The 19,054-nt window shown below is 60.2% G+C and carries 18 protein-coding genes and 1 tRNA gene; 13 read left to right on the forward strand and 6 right to left on the reverse strand.

Annotation, left to right across the window (positions count from 1 at the left end; translation table 11 throughout):
- Positions 1 to 5: 5 nt before the first annotated feature.
- Together P3G66_RS12380 and P3G66_RS12385 are read right to left on the reverse strand one after the other, a co-directional pair.
- A complete protein-coding gene (locus P3G66_RS12380) occupies positions 6 to 1,637 on the reverse strand; it encodes a hypothetical protein (protein WP_276116632.1) in 1,632 nt (543 codons plus the stop codon).
- A 423-nt stretch (positions 1,638 to 2,060) separates the two neighbouring features.
- The gene (locus P3G66_RS12385) at positions 2,061 to 2,912 is read right to left on the reverse strand and encodes a hypothetical protein (protein ID WP_276116633.1); all 852 of its coding nucleotides are present in this window, start codon (positions 2,910 to 2,912) and stop codon (positions 2,061 to 2,063) included.
- A 154-nt stretch (positions 2,913 to 3,066) separates the two neighbouring features.
- Here P3G66_RS12385 and P3G66_RS12390 point away from each other — a divergent pair, with 154 nt between their 5' ends.
- The 10 genes from P3G66_RS12390 to P3G66_RS12435 all read left to right on the forward strand — a co-directional run bounded on the left by P3G66_RS12390 (position 3,067) and on the right by P3G66_RS12435 (position 10,126).
- Positions 3,067 to 3,375, forward strand: coding sequence for a hypothetical protein (locus P3G66_RS12390; protein ID WP_276116634.1), 309 nt, complete (start codon positions 3,067 to 3,069; stop codon positions 3,373 to 3,375).
- Between the two features lie 232 nt (positions 3,376 to 3,607).
- A complete protein-coding gene (locus tag P3G66_RS12395) occupies positions 3,608 to 3,919 on the forward strand; it encodes a hypothetical protein (protein WP_276116635.1) in 312 nt (103 codons plus the stop codon).
- Entirely contained in the window at positions 3,916 to 4,113 is a 198-nt protein-coding gene (locus P3G66_RS12400) for a hypothetical protein (protein ID WP_276116636.1), read from the forward strand. Before P3G66_RS12395 ends, P3G66_RS12400 begins: the two co-directional genes overlap by 4 nt.
- A gap of 183 nt (positions 4,114 to 4,296) precedes the next feature.
- Entirely contained in the window at positions 4,297 to 4,530 is a 234-nt protein-coding gene (locus P3G66_RS12405) for a hypothetical protein (protein ID WP_276116637.1), read from the forward strand.
- Complete coding sequence (locus P3G66_RS12410) at positions 4,527 to 6,740, forward strand: type IV secretory system conjugative DNA transfer family protein (RefSeq protein ID WP_346349157.1); 2,214 nt, start codon at positions 4,527 to 4,529, stop codon at positions 6,738 to 6,740. The genes P3G66_RS12405 and P3G66_RS12410 overlap by 4 nt, the downstream gene beginning before the upstream one ends.
- Positions 6,737 to 7,732 carry a replication-relaxation family protein gene (locus P3G66_RS12415; RefSeq protein WP_276116638.1) on the forward strand — a complete coding sequence of 332 codons (996 nt, stop codon included), beginning with the start codon at positions 6,737 to 6,739 and terminating at the stop codon, positions 7,730 to 7,732. Before P3G66_RS12410 ends, P3G66_RS12415 begins: the two co-directional genes overlap by 4 nt.
- Positions 7,729 to 8,361: an MT-A70 family methyltransferase gene (locus P3G66_RS12420; RefSeq protein WP_276116639.1), complete on the forward strand. Its 633-nt coding sequence runs from the start codon at positions 7,729 to 7,731 to the stop codon at positions 8,359 to 8,361. The genes P3G66_RS12415 and P3G66_RS12420 overlap by 4 nt, the downstream gene beginning before the upstream one ends.
- A gap of 83 nt (positions 8,362 to 8,444) precedes the next feature.
- A complete protein-coding gene (locus tag P3G66_RS12425; RefSeq protein ID WP_276116640.1) occupies positions 8,445 to 8,789 on the forward strand; it encodes a hypothetical protein in 345 nt (114 codons plus the stop codon).
- A 245-nt stretch (positions 8,790 to 9,034) separates the two neighbouring features.
- Entirely contained in the window at positions 9,035 to 9,421 is a 387-nt protein-coding gene (locus tag P3G66_RS12430) for a helix-turn-helix transcriptional regulator (protein WP_276116641.1), read from the forward strand.
- Between the two features lie 54 nt (positions 9,422 to 9,475).
- Positions 9,476 to 10,126: an ImmA/IrrE family metallo-endopeptidase gene (locus tag P3G66_RS12435; protein WP_276116642.1), complete on the forward strand. Its 651-nt coding sequence runs from the start codon at positions 9,476 to 9,478 to the stop codon at positions 10,124 to 10,126.
- Positions 10,127 to 11,070: 944 nt separating this feature from the next.
- On the opposite strand, the gene P3G66_RS12440 is transcribed toward P3G66_RS12435, so the two are convergent.
- Positions 11,071 to 11,457, reverse strand: coding sequence for a hypothetical protein (locus tag P3G66_RS12440; protein WP_276116643.1), 387 nt, complete (start codon positions 11,455 to 11,457; stop codon positions 11,071 to 11,073).
- A gap of 382 nt (positions 11,458 to 11,839) precedes the next feature.
- Positions 11,840 to 11,915: transfer RNA gene (locus P3G66_RS12445), tRNA-Arg, on the reverse strand.
- Between the two features lie 97 nt (positions 11,916 to 12,012).
- Between P3G66_RS12445 and P3G66_RS12450 the strand changes: the two genes are divergently transcribed.
- The gene (locus P3G66_RS12450) at positions 12,013 to 14,148 is read left to right on the forward strand and encodes a cytochrome c oxidase assembly protein (protein WP_125051474.1); all 2,136 of its coding nucleotides are present in this window, start codon (positions 12,013 to 12,015) and stop codon (positions 14,146 to 14,148) included.
- A 181-nt stretch (positions 14,149 to 14,329) separates the two neighbouring features.
- The gene (gene ssb / locus P3G66_RS12455; protein ID WP_007733347.1) at positions 14,330 to 14,743 is read left to right on the forward strand and encodes a single-stranded DNA-binding protein; all 414 of its coding nucleotides are present in this window, start codon (positions 14,330 to 14,332) and stop codon (positions 14,741 to 14,743) included.
- A gap of 4 nt (positions 14,744 to 14,747) precedes the next feature.
- Here the strand turns inward: ssb and P3G66_RS12460 are convergent, their stop codons facing one another.
- Positions 14,748 to 15,206 carry a MarR family transcriptional regulator gene (locus P3G66_RS12460; protein WP_003945320.1) on the reverse strand — a complete coding sequence of 153 codons (459 nt, stop codon included), beginning with the start codon at positions 15,204 to 15,206 and terminating at the stop codon, positions 14,748 to 14,750.
- Between the two features lie 91 nt (positions 15,207 to 15,297).
- Between P3G66_RS12460 and P3G66_RS12465 the strand changes: the two genes are divergently transcribed.
- Positions 15,298 to 17,130, forward strand: coding sequence for an ABC transporter ATP-binding protein (locus P3G66_RS12465; protein ID WP_039973329.1), 1,833 nt, complete (start codon positions 15,298 to 15,300; stop codon positions 17,128 to 17,130).
- Positions 17,131 to 17,249: 119 nt separating this feature from the next.
- Here the strand turns inward: P3G66_RS12465 and P3G66_RS12470 are convergent, their stop codons facing one another.
- A complete protein-coding gene (locus P3G66_RS12470) occupies positions 17,250 to 18,938 on the reverse strand; it encodes an FAD-dependent oxidoreductase (RefSeq protein WP_050656178.1) in 1,689 nt (562 codons plus the stop codon).
- Positions 18,939 to 19,054 lie beyond the last annotated feature (116 nt).

The following is a 19,054-nucleotide window of genomic DNA, read 5'->3' on the forward strand; positions in this document are numbered from 1 at the left end:
CAGCGTCAACCAGCCTTTTCTGATCGATTCACAAATCTTCCATGGACGTTGGCACGCAATAACCACGAAAAACCCGACAACACAAAGTTGATGATGGCGCCAGATGTCAACAGAATCCAAATTGTGGATCCGTCCCTGTCGACCCATTCTGGCGAGACAATTGCCGAGCTGTCACTTTTGGAAAGCATGAAGTACGCAGCGGCCACTATTGATAACATCATCGTGGTCATCAACGAAAGCCTGGAATTCAATGAGCCGCCAAACAGTCCGCGTGCAGAATCGAATCCAACCCACCCGCCGGCTATCGAAGGCAATGCAAGCAGGACCGCGACTACATCAGCCTGGACATTCAGCCCTGGAGACAGCCTGATTGCTGCCGCAACCGAAATTAGAATCGCGGCAGCCAGGGCCGAAATCGTTGCTGGAGCAATGGACCCCGGTGACCGTTCATAAAAGTGAGCGATGTAGGTCAGCGCTTTGCTGTCATTCAATGGCCTTTTATTTATGTAAACATGCCCGTATCGCTGTCCGTGCCGCGCCAGGAAACGGTGCGGAACGTCCACGAGAGGATCTTTATCCTCCGAAAGACTATCAACTATGCCTTGTCTTGCGAGGTATGTTCCTTCAGGTCCCAGCAATTCGAAATGGTAACTGTCACATCGCGACGACTCAATTAAATCGTAACTAACAATCGTTGGACGAATGCCAAGTGGCAATCGGACTATGTCGCGAGCCCTATCACCTAAACTCCGATTCACTTTGAGCAGCGGAATGCTACGCTGCTCTACGGTAAACCTAATCGTTATATTTCCGCCGAAATGACGGGTTTGCGTGAGCCTCTCGGGAACTTCTGTAACGAACACTATCGGGTATCGGCCTGCCGTCAAGTCGAGAACTCGTAGCACCAGCTCCGCTTGATTGGTCCCTATTCCGTCAATGTCAAGTAGATCCTGCCTGATAGACCCTAGCTGCTGAACACTGTGACCGTGCGAGCAGAGCAGCTGTGCAACGCGCATTTCAAGGCTTTCTCCGGCTGCATTCTCTTGATTTATGTATTTATGAAGTGCGACGGGATCTGAGATCAATGACCTAATACTCAGAACTGTATGGGCTACGATATTCTCTTGACTCAGCGGAGATATTCTATTCCCATTCTCGTCATGGGCCTGGAAATTGTCCAGAAGCCTACCTTTCATGCCCAGCGTGATCGGTATGGCAACAGATTTTCCGGAGAATAGCCCGGGTACTTCGAGCAGGTATGCTGTCTTGAGTATCTGCGAACGGCTCGTAAGAGAGATCGACTGGCCGATTCTACGAATAACGAAACGTGGAGATAGTAGAGCTTGGATGTAGAATATTCTTTCACTATTCGGAATGCCGAAACTTAGCTCCTGAGTCCTCGTGATAGCAACAGCTGCGTCAATCGATGGTTTACTACCATACGAGATGGCGCTATTGCTGTAAACTTTAAAGGAAATTACATAGTACAGAAAATAGAGGAAAATCCCAATGGCAACTATTGCGATGAATCTGCGCCAATTCCACTCTCCTATGCATGTAATCCACGTAGCAATACCCCATAGAACTACAAATAGAAAGAGCAAAATCGCTCGCGCTAATTGATTCGGCGTAGTCATCTACACACCAATTCTAGTACATTATTCCGGCAAGTTTCAGCGCAGATTCCGAGTTCGAGTGTTACGGGGAGGCGGTTTGCCGAAAAGAGAAGATTCGGATCGTCAGTTTGCCCACAAACGCGGGCATCGTGTGAACAGTCAAGACGGTGAAGTGCCAAATTCGCTACTGGCTGCCGCTGATACACGCGTGAACGTCGCAGGAGGGCGGTAGCCTCCTTAGTGGGGAAACTATTCAGTCGACATTCAACTCCTGTCACCATCTCTGTCCTGAGCCTCCCTTTACAACTATCGCTTCCAGTGGCTGAGCCCGAACACGTTCCGTCATAGAACGATTAAACCCGGATCCTGCCCGCGACACATCCTGAATCGCACTGCAGGTTTTGGATTCAAATCCCCGCACCTGGGCTCACGCGAAACTTGGACTCAACTGCACTCTAGTCGGCCACGTTCGTGGCCCCGATGACCCCAGCTCGGTGATGTGGCCATTTTCTCAGGCAACGCGAAGTCGACCGTGACTAGGGTCCGATGGACAGAGAACGTCAGCCTCACTGGCGGATTAGCTTCTAAGTGATCTTCGAGGAAGAAGATCGGTGCTGGAGATCGACGAGCTGTCAAACTCATTGACACCAACGTCTCACCGGGCCTGAAGTCGAAATCTGGAACGTCGATCGTGACCGTATGCCTGCGCGTCTCAAGGTCGCCATCAATTTCACGCACGTCAGGCAAGACGGTCTCGAGGTCGACCTCAGACACCTTTGCATCCGCTCGATCCGGCGTTACCTGGAAGGTGACGAGCGGAGATCGGCGAACAAGGTTGACGGAAGCCACCTGGACAATCTGTACTACAAGCCGCTTCGATCCACCGTTCACGGCAATTCCGATCAGGTCACGCCCGCCGTGCCCGCGCATAGCCGCGAACGCAACTAAGTCGCGAGCCACGCTGTCCATTCCGCGGTCACTCCAATGGCGCCCAGTGCGCTGGTCTTTGCCCTCACCAACAGCCAATGCGTCGACGGTCATTTGCAGGCGGTCAATCACTGCGTCAGCATCGGCAGTGATCGACCAGGCCACAGCAGCTTCGTATTTGTTGCCGCGTTTCAGGCGGTCCAACTCGCGTATCAGCGCAATGAACCCATCCATCAGGTCACCGTCGCCGAGAAGCTGCACCAGGAGTGGGTGCCTGGCGAACTTGTGCACGGTGAGACGGCCGTGGGCGCCTCGGAGGCGGATGAGATTGCCCTTGACCGCATCCACCATCTCTTGTTCGTCGGACACTTCCGAAGGCTGGTCAGACGCAAGATCCATGACTCACGATAGCTGTGCGCGACTAAGTTGCACTTTTCTTTCATTACAGACATCTGTGGTGTTCCTACGGTTGGTTTATCCCGCTTGGACGGGGTCGAGATAGCCACACCGAAGGGAACTACCAATGTCGAACTTGCTTCCACAGCCCAATTCCAATGCGCTCCCCGCGCAGATCCCCGAGACCTTCACCCGCGCTGAAGGCAAGGAACTGTCGAAACTGCAGAATCGTGAGGTGGCTCGCGGCCTTGTAGCCGGCACCCGCGTCCAGGCCGCAGGAATGGTCGCAGCTCTCGGCATGCAGACGACCGCCATGCTCGGTCGTGAGGCGACGTTTCAGGCGGACGGTGATCCCGTCGCCATGAATCGCCTGAATCACATCGTCGATACGTACGCGATGGTCGTCGGCCACGAGGTGAACGGCTTTCGGTCGTGACGGCCGATGTCCCGGGCGAGTCGGTGGACGACGATCCGATCGGGGTGACCGTTCCTGGAGGTCACGGCTGCCCTGGCGATCTAATGAATTCGGTCCTCGCGAGGACAATTGCGTTCGTCGAAGCTCTCGAACATGAGGCCGAGGCGTGTTTCTCGTCAGCACCTGAAGAGACTGCTCATGTTCGGACCCTGAGCCAGACCGTCTCTGGAATCGTGCTCGATTACGTCCGTGAGTGGCCGTCGTGATCGCGGACCCGGCGGCGGCGGTTGCGCTCATCGTGTCGATTGCCGTCATCGTCTACGCCGTATTCAACGTCGTTGTCCTCATCGTCGCGGTACTCGACTGGGCGATCGTCGCCCTCCGACGCCTCCATGAGCAACGTCGGCAGCGTGAGCTGCTTCGTCGCGGGACCGAGTCGGAGCTCATACGGATCGAAGCCGACGCTGTCGCCGCGGTACAACGCATCGAAGTCGCGTTCATAGCGGCACAACAGGCCCTTAGGTCCGGCCACCACCCCGTCAGCCGTGTCGAGGAGTTGCCGTGAGCAACGAGTCGACAGGACTTGTCGAACGAGTAGTCGCAGGGTGTTTCCGTATCTTGCTCGCGGTAATTGCCCTCTACCTGGCCGTGACCTTGGTGCAATCGATCTGGCCGTGGCTTCTGCTCATCGGCGGAATTATTTCGGTCGTCGGAATCATCGCGGTTGTTGTCATTCGCGCAACGCGAAACCGCTGGTAATTCGACGGCACCGATATCGAGAAACCTCGTTGTCTTCGGTGTTGTGAAATGAGCGAATTTCATTGTCTATTGCACTGATGCAATAGATAGTGGAGACATCGCTATTGCGCGGAAACAATGGCCAGAAAGCGCAGCACATCAGCGCCCATCCAAATCAGCAACAAATCATGAAAGGGGACAGCTATGTCAAAAACAGGACGACCAAATCACCGACGCAAAGGACGCGGCGGTGCAAAAGCAGAACGACACATCACTGTGCGCTCGGTCCGCCAGGATCCGCCGGATCTCCGCAAGCTGAGCCGTGCGGTAATCGCGCTGGCCATGGCCGAGGCCGAGATGAACACCCCGCTGGCCACTGGACGCGCTCGGACAGCGCCAATCACGCCGATGCCGTCCGAACAGGGAGGTCCACAGTGAGTCTCGAAAACAACCACCAGGGTCTGACCGCCGACTCGATGGTCTGGCAGTACATCTTCTTCCCGCAGCCGCTCCCGGAGAATGCAGTGTCGGCGCTGCTTCGTCAGTGGGCTGCCCAGCGCCATGCCCCGCAGCTGATCCTTGAAGCCCGCGCTGACGTGGTTGGTGTCGACTACCTGGTCGGGAGCCAACTACGTCACGCAGCGGCCGTAGCGAGAGCCGTCGAGCAACTGGTTCCAGGCTCAGTCGTTACCAAGTTCGACCCGGACGAGCGCAGCCCCGTCACCACAGCGCGTCGACTCAGCCTCGACAATCACGGCCGCCCGCTGGAGCCGATCGATCGGGTGTCGTCAGGGCGAGCAATCCTCCATGCACTCACCGCAGTGCAGCGCGGAGAGCGGCTGGTACTGCAGTTGGTGCTCGGCCCTCGCCACCGACCGTCGGTGCCTGCCGCCGAACCAGCCAAGCTCGGCCAGTCGCCGGTCAGCAAACTGTTGGTCGGCGTTCGGACCGAAGCACCTCGTGAGCGGCAGACGTTGCTGCGCAAACTCGGCCAGCACGGATTTCTGGCGAGCGTCCGTCTCGGCGTTCACGCCCCGACAGAGGAGCGCCGCAAGGTGCTGCTGCTCGGGCTTGCCACTGCGCTGGGCACTGTCGAAGCGCCCGGCGTGCATTTTCGGCTTGCACCGGAGAAGGCGCGGCGGATCAATCAGCCACGTCCGACGTGGGCATTGTTCACCCGATCCATCCCACTGGGCGTCTCCGAAGTCGCCGTCCTGACCGGATGGCCGATCTCCGACAGCGACGAACCGTTCCCCGGCCAGCCGCCACGCCATCCAAAGCCGATGCGCCCCAGCGCAGCCGTACAGTCCGGTGAACGCGTCGTAGCCACCGCCACCGCACCGGGGAGCGGCGAGGCCACGATCGGCTACAACGTCACCGACGCACTTCGACACAGCTGGATCGTCGGGCCGAACGGGGTGGGTAAGAGCACGTTGCTGCTCAACCTCATCATCCAAGATCTCGAAGCCGGACGCCCGGTGGTCGTGATCGAACCGAAGGATCTGGTCAATGACATCCTGGCGCGCATCCCGGACAGTCGCCGTGACGACGTCGTCGTTCTCGATCCGCTCGACAGCGCACCCGTCGGGCTCAACCCAATGGCGCGCTCGACCGCGTCGTCGTCAAGCGCGCGCAGTCCCGAACTGATCGCAGATTCAATGTTCGGCACCCTGGGCGCTCTCTACGGTGACAGCCTGGGTCCACGCTCAGCAGACATTCTGCGTAATTGCCTCGATGTGTTGGCTCGTCGTGACGATGCTTCGTTGGTCATGGTGCCGCTGCTACTCAGCAATCCCGGCTTCCGCCGCTCGCTGACGCAACACGCCATGCGCGACGATCCGTTTGCCGGTGGACCGTTCTGGCAGTGGTTCGAGTCCCTCTCCCCGGAATCAGCTGCCACCGTGGTCGCCCCACTCGCCAACAAATTAAGGCCCCTGCTGGGCAAGCAACTGCGCGCCATCCTCGCCCAGCAGACCCCACGCTTCGACATCCGGCAGGTCCTCACCGAACGAAAAGTTCTCCTGGTTCCCCTGCAGAAAGGAATCCTCGGTCCGGAAGCGGCGCAGCTACTCGGAGCCCTGGTAGTCGCAAATCTATGGGACGCCATTCGGGAACGAGTGGCGATCCCAGAAGCCGAGCGCGAGCCGGTCATGGTCTACATCGACGAGGTGCAGGACTACCTCAAACTGCCGACCGACCTTGGCGATGTTCTGGCGACCGCGCGCAGTCTGCGCTGCGGGATGCACCTGGCTCATCAGTTCCAAATGCAACTGCCGAAACCGATGCTCGACGCCTTTCGCAACAATGCTCGTTCCCGCATCGCGTTCCAACTGGCATCCGGCGATGCCCGTGACATGGCGGCGGGGCAATCAGCGCTGACGGCGGAAGATTTCGGTGCACTGCCTGCCCACCACATCTACGCCCAGCTTGTTCGGGACAATTCCGTCCAACCGTGGGCCTCCGGGGTCACCCTGCCGCCGCCTCCGATCACCAGCGATCCCGAGGAGATACGACAGCTCAGCCGTGCCCGATTCGGGCAACCTCTGGGCGACATCGAGGCCGGGTTTGCCGATCTTCTCGATCACGTCCACCAGCCCGCACAAGGGACACCGACCGCTGGACATGGACGGAAAGCGAGGCGATCATGACCGACACGCATCAGACGAACCACCTGAATGATGGTGTTGCAGTCGCTGGTTCGTTCGCGTCGACATCCACCCCGTCATCTGCGCCGGTCACAGTTGAATCCACCCCTGTACGGGACGGGACTGATGCTGCCAATCCTGGCAGCACACCAGCACCCGACCAGCCCGCGCGGACACGGACCCGCGACCTCAGTTCGATTGCCGACCGCCTCAGCGAGCGAGACTGGGCAGTACTGAGATCCGTCGTCGCACACCGCTTCCTGACCACTGCGCAGATCACCCGGCTGCACTTTGCCGGCCACGCCGATACCTCCGGACCAGTACTGGCTCGGCGTACCTTGGGGCGGCTGCGCTCTCGGCGACTCCTCGCCACGTTGGAGCGGCGCGTTGGCGGTGTCCGGGCTGGCAGCAGCGGGTTGGTCTACCACGTCGATGTCGTCGGTGACCGGCTCCTGCGACGCGACAGCGGCTGCACCTCGCGTCGCCGGTTCAGCAGTCCGAGCCCGACCTTCCTTCGGCACACCCTCGCCGTCGCCGAGACCCATATCGAGCTACTGGAAGCGAGCAGGGCGAGCCAGTGCGAACTGGTGCGCTGTGAAATCGAACTGGCCTCGTGGCGGCGGCATCTCGGGCTCGGCGGCGCACGTCTGACGCTCAAGCCGGATCTGTTCGCCGAGACCGCCACCGACCGTGACAGCGCCTTCACCACCAGCTGGTTCATCGAGGTTGATCTCGGTACCGAGCATCAACCGACGCTGCTACGCAAATGCCACGACTACGACGGCTACTACCGCTCGGGGACCGAACAAGCCGAGCACGGTGTCTTCCCGCTGGTGGTCTGGATCATGACGGCCAGCACCCCTGAAATGGCCGAACGCCGCTGCACCGCGCTCCGCACGGCCATCGACAAGGACCAACGCCTCGACAGTGCACTGTTCCACGTCATCACACCGGACCAGCTGATCCCACTTATCAAGAACGGAGGTACCCGATGATCACCAACCCCACCGAACATCACCCCCTGCCAGGTGAACTCACCGAACCCGTCGCACCGACGAAGTACCGAACGATTCTTGCCGACCCGCCATGGGACATTCAACAGAAGGGCGGTCGCGGCGCCAGCCGCCACTACAACCTCATGGGGCTCGACCGCATCAAGAACATGCCCATCGCGGATCTGGTCGACGACAACGCCCACCTGTGGCTATGGGTGACCAACGCAACCCTGCGCGACGGCTTCGACGTCATGGAAGCCTGGGGCTTCACGCCGCGCTCGCCACTGACATGGGTCAAACCGCGCATCCAACTCGGCAACTATCTGCGCAACGCCACCGAACACCTACTGTTCGGCACGCGCGGGCGGGCACCGGTCAACTACCGCAGTCAACCGACCTGGATGTTCGCACCCTTGCAGGACCACTCGCACAAACCCGAAGAGCAGTACGCCGTCATCGAACGTGTGAGCCCCGGCCCGTATCTGGAGTTGTTCGCGCGTCGAGCGCAGCCGGGCTGGGACGCGTGGGGTAACCAAATCGACTCTGCTGTCACGATTCCCGGCTATCCGGTGCCCTCGGACGTGAACACTCACACGCTGAAGCCACGGCAGCACAGTCGGGTGACGTAGCGCAGCGCGCCTCGTCGGTGTCATGTGGCCGTCATCGTCAGCGCATCCGCGTTGACCGGCCACACCAGCACCGAGGAGGCGCTATGTCCACACCCGAGAGCGGTCTCAAAACCCTCGCCATCCGGCTCCGGCCGGACGTCCATGCGCAACTGAGCTTCGTTGCTCAGTTGCGTGGGCAGACCATCAACGACGAAGGTCTGCTCGCCATCACCGCACACCTCGCGCAAGCGAAAACCGATCCCGCGCTCATGACGAAAGCCGACCGAGCGCGGGAGGAGATCGAACGCGACGCGGCAGTGCGGGCAGCTGCTATCGCCACCATGTTCGGCGACACCCCGCCGGACGCAGGCGACAGCGCCCGCGCCCCACGGTCACGGCGAGCGCCGAAGAGCGAGGAAAAGGGCGAGGATCCACCCGCAGTCGACTGACCGTCAGCTCGGCGCACCCCAAAAGACCGGGCGACCGGCGGATCGAGTGGCAACCCAGCCACTCTCCGCCGGGCCGCCCGGCACAACACCCCATTCCGCCCGCCCACAACGCCCGCTACGCCACCAAAAGCGGGCTACCCAATTCAACTGCCCCGGAACGTATTTCGTGTTGTAGAAAAGGCTGAATCCATTGCGTTCACGCAACGGCCAGAGTTACAATCGAATTACGAACGGAGACAACGCAAATGACACCAGAACAGCTCGATCAGCTCACAAAAACGCTGCGCGAAAAGCGCGAATCGCTCGGATGGTCAGCCAACGAAGTCGGTCGCCGTCTCGGCATCAGTGCCGCAACCTACTGGCGGATTGAAACCGGCCAGATCACCAGCCCGAAACCAGAGACGCTCCAGGCGATTGGCGACGTGCTCGGTATCCCTGTCGGCGACCTCTTCGCCAGCGCTGGTTGGATGCCCGAACAGGAGCTACCCAGCCTCCGACCGTACCTGCGCACGAAGTATCACCTTTCACCAGAAGCCATGCGCGAGATCGAAGCGCACTTCGACGAAGTCGGACGCAAACATGGCATCAGCTTCAGTCCAGAAAGAGGCCCGCGGGCTGGTGAAGACGAATAAGCATCAGCCCCAACACAAAACAACAACCCGGCAGACGGGGGAGGAGGGAACACCATGAGAACAGCACAGCAACCACAACATACGAGCGTCCTCGCCAGTCTGCGCGCCGTCATCCCACGACGGGCCGACATCACCGTCGAAGAAACACTCCGCATCGCCGAACTCCAAGCCAACAAACTGCTCGAACAACACGGCATCACGCGCGGCGCAACACCGACAGAAATCATCACCGAACTACCGAAAATCGCGATCGCCTACACCAGCACACTCGTTGCTGGAGCAAGCTACTGGGACTCAGTTCGACACATCTGGGTCATCCAGCTCTGCCGCTCAGACTCGTGGCGCAGACGACGATTCACTCTGGCCCACGAGTACAAGCACATCATCGACCACGGACGCAGTACCGATCTTTACCGCGGTACCGAAAAGGTCTCCGCTGCAACCCATGCTGAGCGCGCAGCCGACTACTTTGCCGGCTGCCTCCTCATCCCGAGACGACTACTTAAAAGAGCCTGGGGAGAAGGCATCCAGCACACCGACGCACTGGCGCACCTGTTTCAAGTCAGCGAGCAAGCGATCGGGGTGCGGTTGCGACAAATAGGGCTCATCGACGACGTCACACGACATGTGCGAATGGAATACCCAGGGCCAAACCACGAACAAACTGCATTCGCACCGCTAACAGTAGAGGAGTTTGCACAGTGAACGAGATGAGCGCTCATGCGTCCGAGAGCGGCGCAGAAGATTTCGGCAAAACCGCCGTTTCGTACATCCGTGTGTCAACCAAGGAACAAGCTGAACGTGACGGCGATCCCGAGGGGTACTCGATCCCGGCTCAGCGTGAAGCGAATAAACGCAAGGCCGCCGCAAAACAGGCCATGATCGTCGAGGAGTTCGTCGAACGAGGCGAGTCAGCGAAGCACGCCGACTCACGCCCAGAATTGCAGCGGCTTCTGATGTATCTCAAAGACCATCGAATCGACTACGTCATCGTTCACAAGGTCGACCGTTTGGCACGCAACCGGCTCGATGACACGCAGATTCACTGGGCGATTAAACAAGCCGGGGCTGAACTGGTTTCCGCGACCGAGAACATCGATGAGACGCCGTCGGGGATGCTGATGCACGGGATCATGAGCTCGATCGCAGAGTTCTACAGTCGAAATCTTGCTTCAGAGGTAAACAAGGGTATGGAGCAAAAGGCCAAAACGGGTGGGACGCCAGGCAGAGCTCCGCTGGGGTATCTCAACGTCAGGAAAGTCAACGCCGAGGGCGTCGAGGTTCGCACTGTGGACGTCGATCCAGCCCGTGCTGATCACATCAAGTGGGCTTTCAGCGCATACGCCACGGGTGTCTGGACCCTCAAGACCATGGCAGCCGAACTGGAGCATCGAGGACTCACTACTCGGCCGACTCCGAAGACTCCGGGTAGGCCGATCAAATACAACAGTCTTTACAGAATTCTCACTACTCCGTACTACAAGGGTGAAGTCGTCTATCGCGGGGTTTCGTATCCGGGTCGACACCGACCGCTCGTCGATGAGGTGACGTGGTCGCGGGTGCAGGACGTGCTCACCTCTCATGCGACGGGGGAGAAGCAGCGCGAGTTTCCGCACTACTTAAAGTCCTCGGTGTTCTGCGGTAAATGCTCAAGCCGCCTCATAATCACCAACGCGAAGAATCCCTCGGGCAAGATCTATCCCTACTTTGTCTGCCTCGGGCGGCATCAGAAGACCAACAACTGCCAACAGAAAGCTGTCCTCATTCGGGTCGTCGAGGAATTGGTCGAGGATCACTACCGTACCGTGCAGTTGGACCGGAGACTTGCGGATCAAATCGAAGCCATGGTGCGCGATGATGTGCAGGCATTCCGACAAGCGGCAGACGCCGAGCGTCGTACGCTGGGCACTCAGAAGGAGCGCTTGGAAAATGAGCGAATGCGGCTTCTGCAGGCTCACTACGCGGGGGCCGTGCCCGTCGATCTTCTGAAGCAAGAGCAGGATCGGATCGCGCGTGGTCTTGCTGGAATCGAACAACGCCTCGTCGCGTCGGCCATGCAGTTCGATGCGTTTGATGCGTCTCTACGACGAGCCATTGACTACGCCGTCAACTGCTCGGTCGGTTATCGACATGCCGGTACTGTGCCGGGAGGCTTACAGGTGCGGCGACTCTTCAATCAGGCGTTTTTCGTCAAAATATTGGTCGACGAGGATACGGTTCGTGTCGAGTTGGCTGAACCGTTCCGGACGCTACTCGGAGCCGAAGCGGCGATGGCAGCGCGACGTCACGCCCAAGTGGCAGCAGTAGATAACGAAATGGATGTCGTCGATGCGGCGCCCGAATCTGCCCCGTCCGCAGCGGACGAAAGCGAAAACGAAAAACCTACGACTCGTGTCGTAGGTTTGAAATTGGCTACTTTGGTGCCCCCGGCAGGATTCGAACCTGCGACCAAGAGATTAGAAGGCTCTTGCTCTATCCCCTGAGCTACGGAGGCGCGTGGAACATCATACTCGAGGGTTCGGGATGTGACGCGCGCCGCCCAACTCCGACGCGTTGTCGTAGTCGGTTCGCGAAGGTCCTACCCTTGAGGTATGGCTACACCCGACCTCGCGCCGACAGATTCCCCACCGGAGTCCACACAGCACAGCGGTGCACCCGCTTCTTCGACCGCGATATTCGTGGTCAGCGGACTCATCGCAGGGCTCACCGCAGCCATCGTGGTGGGATTCTCCGCGTCGCAGGCACTGACTCTTCTGGGCATCCCGGATCCAGGTCCGATCACCACGTACGGCCTCCCCGCGATGCGTGCACTGGGGGAGATCGCCGCGGTCATCGCGATCGGGTCACTGCTGCTGGCCGCCTTCTTCGTGCCGCCGCAGAAGTCGGGCGTCCTCGACGTCGACGGCTATCGGGCAGTCCGAACTGCATCGCACGCCGCGATCGTGTGGGCGATCTGTTCGTTCATGATGGTGCCTCTGACGCTCTCTGACACGTCGGGTCAGCCGTTTGCCGAAGCGATCAAACCGGCGAACCTGTGGTCGGGACTCGATCAGGTCGAGATCGCCGGCGCTTGGCGTTGGACGGCGATCATCGCGGTTGTTCTGGCGATCCTGGCCCGACTGACACTGCGCTGGTGGTGGACTCCGCTCCTGCTGGTGGTCGGTCTCCTCGGACTGATGCCGCTTGCTCTCACCGGTCACTCGTCTTCGGGCGGCTCGCATGACATCGCTACCAATAGTCTGATCCTGCACCTCGTGGCGGCTTCGCTCTGGGCCGGCGGGTTGTTCGCGCTACTGGCACACGCGCGCCGCGGCGGCGATTACACCGACGTAGCAGCCCGACGCTTTTCGACGGTCGCATCCATCTGCTTCGTCGTCATGGGATTCAGCGGCGTCATCAACGCGATTGTCCGTCTGCCTCTCGACGACGTTTTCACCACGACGTATGGACGATTGATCGTCGCGAAAACGGTTGCACTGATCATCCTCGGGTTCTTCGGTTGGGCTCAGCGGAGTCGGGCGCTACCGGCGCTGGCGGAGAATCCGAAGAGTCGCTCTGCCCTGATTCGATTTGCCGGCGCGGAGGGCATCGTGATGGCGGCAACCATCGGTCTCGCGATCGGCCTCGGTCGTACCCCGCCGCCCCCGCCGCTGTCGATTCCCTCGATTCCCGAGGTCGAACTCGGTTACAACCTTCCGGACCCGCCGTCGTTCATGGCTTTCGTGACGGACTGGCGATTCGACCTCATGTTCGGCACCGCCGCGATCGCCGCGGCGATTCTGTACGGAATCGGCCTGCGCAAGCTGGCCAAGCGTGGTGATTCCTGGCCTGTCGGCCGAACCATCGCCTGGATGAGCGGTTGTGCGGTGCTCTTGATCGCCACGTCTTCGGGCGTCGGCAAATACGCGCCGGCAGTCTTCAGCGTTCACATGGGTGCGCACATGGCGCTGTCGATGTTGGGACCAGTCCTGCTGGTTCTGGGTGCGCCGATCACTTTGGCTCTGCGGGCCCTGGATCCGGCAGGCAAGGACGGCGTGCCCGGCATTCGCGAGTGGATTCTGACCGCGCTGCACAGCCCGTTCTCGCGATTCATCACCCACCCGATCGTGGCGGCAGTTCTCTTTGTCGGCGGCTTCTACGCGCTCTACCTCGGCGGAATCTACGGCGCTACCGTCGACTCGCACAGTGCTCACCTGCTGATGAATCTGCACTTCATCCTCAGTGGCTATCTCTTCTATTGGGTGGCGATCGGAATCGACCCGTCACCGCGCCAATTGCAGCCGGTGACCAAGCTGGCAATGGTCTTCGGCTCACTTCCGTTCCACGCCTTCTTCGGCGTGGCATTGATGAGCACTACCGCCGTCATGGGCGGCGCGTACTTCCGTTCGCTCGGCCTCGGCTGGAACAACGATCTGATCGGCGATCAGCAGCTGGGCGGCAGCATCGCGTGGGCGACCGGCGAGATCCCACTCATGGTGGTCATGCTCGCGCTGCTGGTTCAGTGGTCGCGCAGTGACGGAAGGACCGCGCGCCGAACGGACCGTGCGGCCGAGCGTGACCACGACGCCGACCTCGCTGCTCACAACGCCATGTTCGCCGAATTGGCCAGGCGGGACCGCGAGGGGTGGAAACCGCGTGAGGCTGCTGACGCGGAGACTGCAAGCGAGGACTCTGCGGACGAGACACCCAGCGAGAAGAAATCCGACGAATCCTCCACTAGCACTTAGCTCCGACACTGCCCGGGCCGTTTGGCTCGGGCAGTGTTGTTTCTCCACAGCTGTCCCGCCGATGCACAGGTGGAAATCGAAATCCCGAGCCAGGCGTTTGCCGTTCCACAATCGAAACTGCCGACGCAGTGATCGGCCCCGCGGCAGTTGGCGGGTTCTGGAGTTCGAAGGGGGATCGGACATGTACGAAACGCATGCAACGGTTGTCGGAACCGTCATCACCAATCCGGTGAAGCGGCAGACCACCAATGGCGAAGAGGTGCTGAGCTTTCGGATGGCGAGCAACACGCGTCGCAAAGACGCGGTGACCGGAGAGTGGACGGACGGAGCGACCCTCTATCTCACGGTGAGTTGCTGGCGGCGGTTGGTCACCGGCGTCGGCGCATCCATCATGAAGGGTGATCCGGTCATGGTGGCGGGGGAGTTGCGCACCAACGAGTACACGACCAAAGAGGGTGTGCCTCGTTCCGATCTCGAGCTACGGGCGACTGCGGTAGGCGCGGACCTTGCTCGTTGCATCTCGAAGATCGAGCGTCAGAGCAAGCCGACGTCGGCGGAGAATGTCGAGGACGCAGTCGACACCGTCGCTGCGTGAGGACTCAGACCGAAGGTTTCGGGCAGTCGCGGGGCCGCGAGTCGTGCCCCGCGTCCACTCGCTCGAGAAGTTCGGTGAGAGTTGCTCGCTCCGATTCGTCGAGGTCGTCGAACACATCCGAAGATTCGCGTCGTTGAGCTTTTGCGACGTCGGCAGCGAGGGTAGCGCCGGCGTCGGTGAGCTCGAGTAACACGGCTCGCCGATCGTTCGGATCGGGAGTGCGGCGCACCCATCCGGCCTCTTCGAGGGAATCCACGACGTCGGTCGCCGACCGCGGAACGATGCGCAATCGCTCGGCAAGAAACCCGAGTCGAACCGGCTCGCCCACTCGGGTCAGTACTCGCAGCGCTCGGCTTTGCGACGGCGAGAGACCGAATGGTTCCAGCGCTGCCACCTGACGTCGGCGGATGAGCCGTGCCACGGACATCACGACGTCGGTGAGTTCGCGCTCTCGGGAATGCATGGCGTCAGTCTAGCGTTGTTGGTGTCAGCCTCATAGTGAGGTAACCTCATCAATATGAAACTAGGGTGAGAAAGCCTCCAGGAGGTAGAACGTGAAACCAGATCACATGCGAAACATCGAACGATCCGCTGTCGAGATCACTCCGGCGGAATCCGTACCGGCAAAGCGCGTACTCGGACTGTTCGCGCCGTATCGAACTCAGATCGCCATCGTCACCGCGGTCATCACACTCAGCGCGATCGTGGCGCTGGGCAGCCCGCTGCTCCTACGCGAAATGCTCGACAAGGCGATCCCGGACAAGAACCTCGGACTCGTGAGCGTTCTGGCCATCGGCATGATCGCCATTGCCGTGATCACGAGCTGTCTCGGCGTGGCCCAGACATGGATGTCCAACAGCATCGGCCAGAAACTGATGCACCAACTGCGCGTGCGGGTCTACTCGCATCTGCAGAATCAGTCGCTCGGATTCTTCGCTCGAACCCGAACCGGAGAAGTTCAGTCGCGTATTGCCAACGACATCGGCGGTATGCAGTCGGTGGTCACCAACACGGCAACGTCCATCGCGCAAAATGCAACGACCGTGGCAGCCACCATTGTTGCTCTGTTCCTTCTGGATTGGCGGCTTGCCATCTTCTCGCTGGCGATCTTGCCGGTGTTCATCCGTATCGCACGCAAGATCGGTGACGAGCGCCGCAAGATCTCTGGTAAGCGGCAGAAGCTACTCAGTGATCTGTCGGTCCAGGTGGAGGAATCTCTCTCCGTCAGCGGCATTCTCCTCGGCAAGACGACCGGCGCGAAGTCGGCTCTGACGGATCGATTCACCGAGCGTTCAGCGGAAGTCGCAGACGTCGAACTCCGAGCCATGATGGCCGGCAAGTGGCGCATGGCGACCATGTCGATCACCTTCGCAGCCATGCCTGCACTGGTCTACTGGTTTGCCGGTTTCACTCTCGATCACGGCAACACCATCACCGTCGGCACCCTCGTCGCATTCACCACGCTGCAAACACAATTGTTCCGCCCCACCATGATGCTGCTCAACACGGGCGTCGAGGTGCAGAGCTCGATGGCACTGTTCAGTCGCGTGTTCGAGTACCTGGATCTGCCGATCGACATCGCGGATCCGGAAGAGTCGAAGAGCTTCGACCGCACCAAGATGTCCGGCGAACTTCGGTTCGACCACGTCGACTTCTCGTATCCAGGAACCGACAGCAAGACCCTCGACAACATCGACCTCACGGTCCCGGCCGGCGGAACCTTGGCGCTTGTCGGCTCCACGGGTTCGGGCAAGACCACTCTCGGATACTTGGCCGCACGTCTGTACGACCCGACTGCGGGATCGGTGAGAATCGACGACGTCGATCTGCGGGACCTCGATCTGGCGACGGTCTCCGACCTGGTAGGTGTGGTGTCGCAGGAGACGTATCTCTTCCACACGACGATTCGTGAGAACCTTCGGTTCGCGAAACCCGACGCCACGGACGCCGAGATCGAGCAGGCAGCGCGCATCGCGCAGATCCACGAGTTCATTTCCGGTCTCGACGACGGGTACGACACCATGGTCGGCGAGCGCGGCTACCGATTCTCCGGCGGTGAGAAACAGCGCATAGCGATCGCGCGCACAGTCCTGCGGAATCCGCCGATCCTCGTCCTCGACGAGGCGACGAGCGCCTTGGACAATCGCACTGAACGTGCGTTGCAGGACGCGCTCGACGAGCTGATGGTCGGACGCACCACTCTTGTTGTGGCGCACCGACTCTCCACGGTTCGAGATGCGGATCTCATCGCGGTCCTCGACCAGGGCGTGGTTGTGGAAAAGGGCACCCACGACGAACTGGTGAAGCAAGGCGGGCGGTACGCGCAGCTGCTTGCGGCTTCGGGTAGCGACGCGGTCGAACTGCCTGCGGAATTGCAGACTGTGTGACAGTGCATCCATCGCGTTGGCGAGTCACCTAGCACCGACCAGAGGTGGCATGGATGGTTCGTCCAGGCCACCTCCGCGTGGTTGTACGTCGTGCCGACGGGAACGGGAACGACTCCGATCTATCGCGGGTCCTGTCGGCGGTCAGCTGCGTGGCGCGCCGCGATGTATCCGAAAACCATCGCCGGCCCGATGGTCGCGCCTGCCCCGGCGTAGTCGTTGCCCATGACCGCGGACGAGGTGTTGCCCGTCGCGTAGAGACCTGCAATCGGTTCACCGGAACTGTGCATGACCTGTGCATGTTTGTTGTAGACGAGCCCGCCTTTCGTTCCCAGATCGCCGGTTCGTAGTCGAATCGCGTAGTACGGACCTTCGTCGATCATGTCCATCGAGGGGACTGGCAATGTCGGGTCCCCGTAGTAGTTGTCGTACGCACTTTTTCCACGCTCGAAGTCTTCGTCTACACCGTTGTGCGCAAACCTGTTGTATCGATGCACAGTGAGAGCTAATTGTTTCTTCGGAAGTCCGAGGCGGCCGGCCAACTCGTCGAGCGTGTCGCCGGTGTAGAGGAGTTCGTTGTCGAACCAGGATTTCGGGAACTTCTGCCCCGGCATGATCGCTCCGATCTGATAGCGATTTTTGGCCTTCGCGTCGAAGATGAACCACGCTGGGTCGTGACCCCCGGCAATCTGGTTGTGGACGAATGTCACGTAGGGAGCGGATTCATTGGTGAACCGAACTCCGTTCTGGTTCACGATGATCGATCGGGGAACCGACCGTTCGGAGACCAATCCGTGCATGATCCCGTCAGGTCTCTTGAACGAGGGCATCCACCACGCGTCATCCATCAGGTCAACTGCGGCACCGATTTGTTGTCCCGCGCGGATGCCGTCTCCAGTGTTGTCGACTGAACCGAGGCTGTAGTTGGCGCTGGCGTTTTCCGGGAGATATTGCCGACGCATCTCGTCGCTCTGTTCGAAACCGCCGCAGGCGAGCAGTACGCCTTTGGAAGCTCGGATTCTGACAGTGCGGCCGTTGCGCTCGGCCACCACACCCACCACGCAATCATCGTCGTCGGTGATCAGCGATTCCATCGCAGTGTTCAGCCAAAGCGGAACGCCGGCTTGTTTGATCGCCAGGCGCAGACGGCCGACCAGGGCCTGCCCGAGTGTCTCCATGTGCCTTCTGGTCAGAACACTCTTCGCTGCACGCCACCCGGTTGCCAGCGCAGCACGTCGCCCTGCCCAGGTACGCATGACCATGTTCAGTTTCACGAACTCTTTGGATGTGATGTACAGACCGGCGGGAGTCGGAAGTGCGCCGGGGCGCAGACCGGACTCGTCGGTGCCGAGCGTTTTCAGGTCGAAAGGAAGCGGTTCGATGGTACGTCCACGTGGGCGACCGCCCGGCTTCTCCGGGTGATAGTCCGAATAGCCCGTACACCATTGGAATCGCATGAGCGGGCTGGTCTTCTCGAGGAACTCGAACACGCGTGGACCTTCGTCGACGAATGCGTCGATGTTGTCCTCGGGAACTCCATCACCAACGACAGCTCGCATGTACGCCCGGACGTCGTCACGGCTGTCCGAGAGCCCTTCACGGATGAGAGTTGGATTGTTGGGCACCCAGATGTTGCCGCCCGACAGCGCGGTGGTGCCGCCATAAACGTCTGCTTTTTCGATGACGAGGGTGTTCAGACCATTGGCGGCGGCTGCCAACGCCGCGGTCAACCCACCGGCACCGCTGCCGACAACGAGGAAGTCCACTTCGTGATCGAAGGACACTTCCCTTGATTTTGACGCGCGAGGCATTTGCCTCTCCTATTCAATTGGTTGAGGTTTTCTCTTCACGGGCCGCAGCCCGAAGGGGTTGACCGAGGTCAACCATGCGCTCGAGTGGACGAAGGCTGATGATTCAGCAATACAAC

Source organism: Rhodococcus sp. C3V (genome assembly GCF_029269915.1).
In the GTDB taxonomy this organism is placed as follows: domain Bacteria; phylum Actinomycetota; class Actinomycetes; order Mycobacteriales; family Mycobacteriaceae; genus Rhodococcus_F; species Rhodococcus_F qingshengii.

Excerpts from the sequence above, each read along its gene's own strand:
- P3G66_RS12380 (WP_276116632.1), bottom strand. The coding sequence starts at position 1,637 with ATGACTACGCCGAATCAATTAGCGCGAGCGATTTTGCTCTTTCTATTT.
- P3G66_RS12390 (WP_276116634.1), top strand. The coding sequence starts at position 3,067 with ATGTCGAACTTGCTTCCACAGCCCAATTCCAATGCGCTCCCCGCGCAG.
- P3G66_RS12405 (WP_276116637.1), top strand. The coding sequence starts at position 4,297 with ATGTCAAAAACAGGACGACCAAATCACCGACGCAAAGGACGCGGCGGT.
- P3G66_RS12415 (WP_276116638.1), top strand. The coding sequence starts at position 6,737 with ATGACCGACACGCATCAGACGAACCACCTGAATGATGGTGTTGCAGTC.
- P3G66_RS12420 (WP_276116639.1), top strand. The coding sequence starts at position 7,729 with ATGATCACCAACCCCACCGAACATCACCCCCTGCCAGGTGAACTCACC.
- P3G66_RS12425 (WP_276116640.1), top strand. The coding sequence starts at position 8,445 with ATGTCCACACCCGAGAGCGGTCTCAAAACCCTCGCCATCCGGCTCCGG.
- P3G66_RS12430 (WP_276116641.1), top strand. The coding sequence starts at position 9,035 with ATGACACCAGAACAGCTCGATCAGCTCACAAAAACGCTGCGCGAAAAG.
- P3G66_RS12435 (WP_276116642.1), top strand. The coding sequence starts at position 9,476 with ATGAGAACAGCACAGCAACCACAACATACGAGCGTCCTCGCCAGTCTG.
- P3G66_RS12450 (WP_125051474.1), top strand. The coding sequence starts at position 12,013 with ATGGCTACACCCGACCTCGCGCCGACAGATTCCCCACCGGAGTCCACA.
- ssb (WP_007733347.1), top strand. The coding sequence starts at position 14,330 with ATGTACGAAACGCATGCAACGGTTGTCGGAACCGTCATCACCAATCCG.
- P3G66_RS12460 (WP_003945320.1), bottom strand. The coding sequence starts at position 15,206 with ATGCATTCCCGAGAGCGCGAACTCACCGACGTCGTGATGTCCGTGGCA.
- P3G66_RS12470 (WP_050656178.1), bottom strand. The coding sequence starts at position 18,938 with ATGCCTCGCGCGTCAAAATCAAGGGAAGTGTCCTTCGATCACGAAGTG.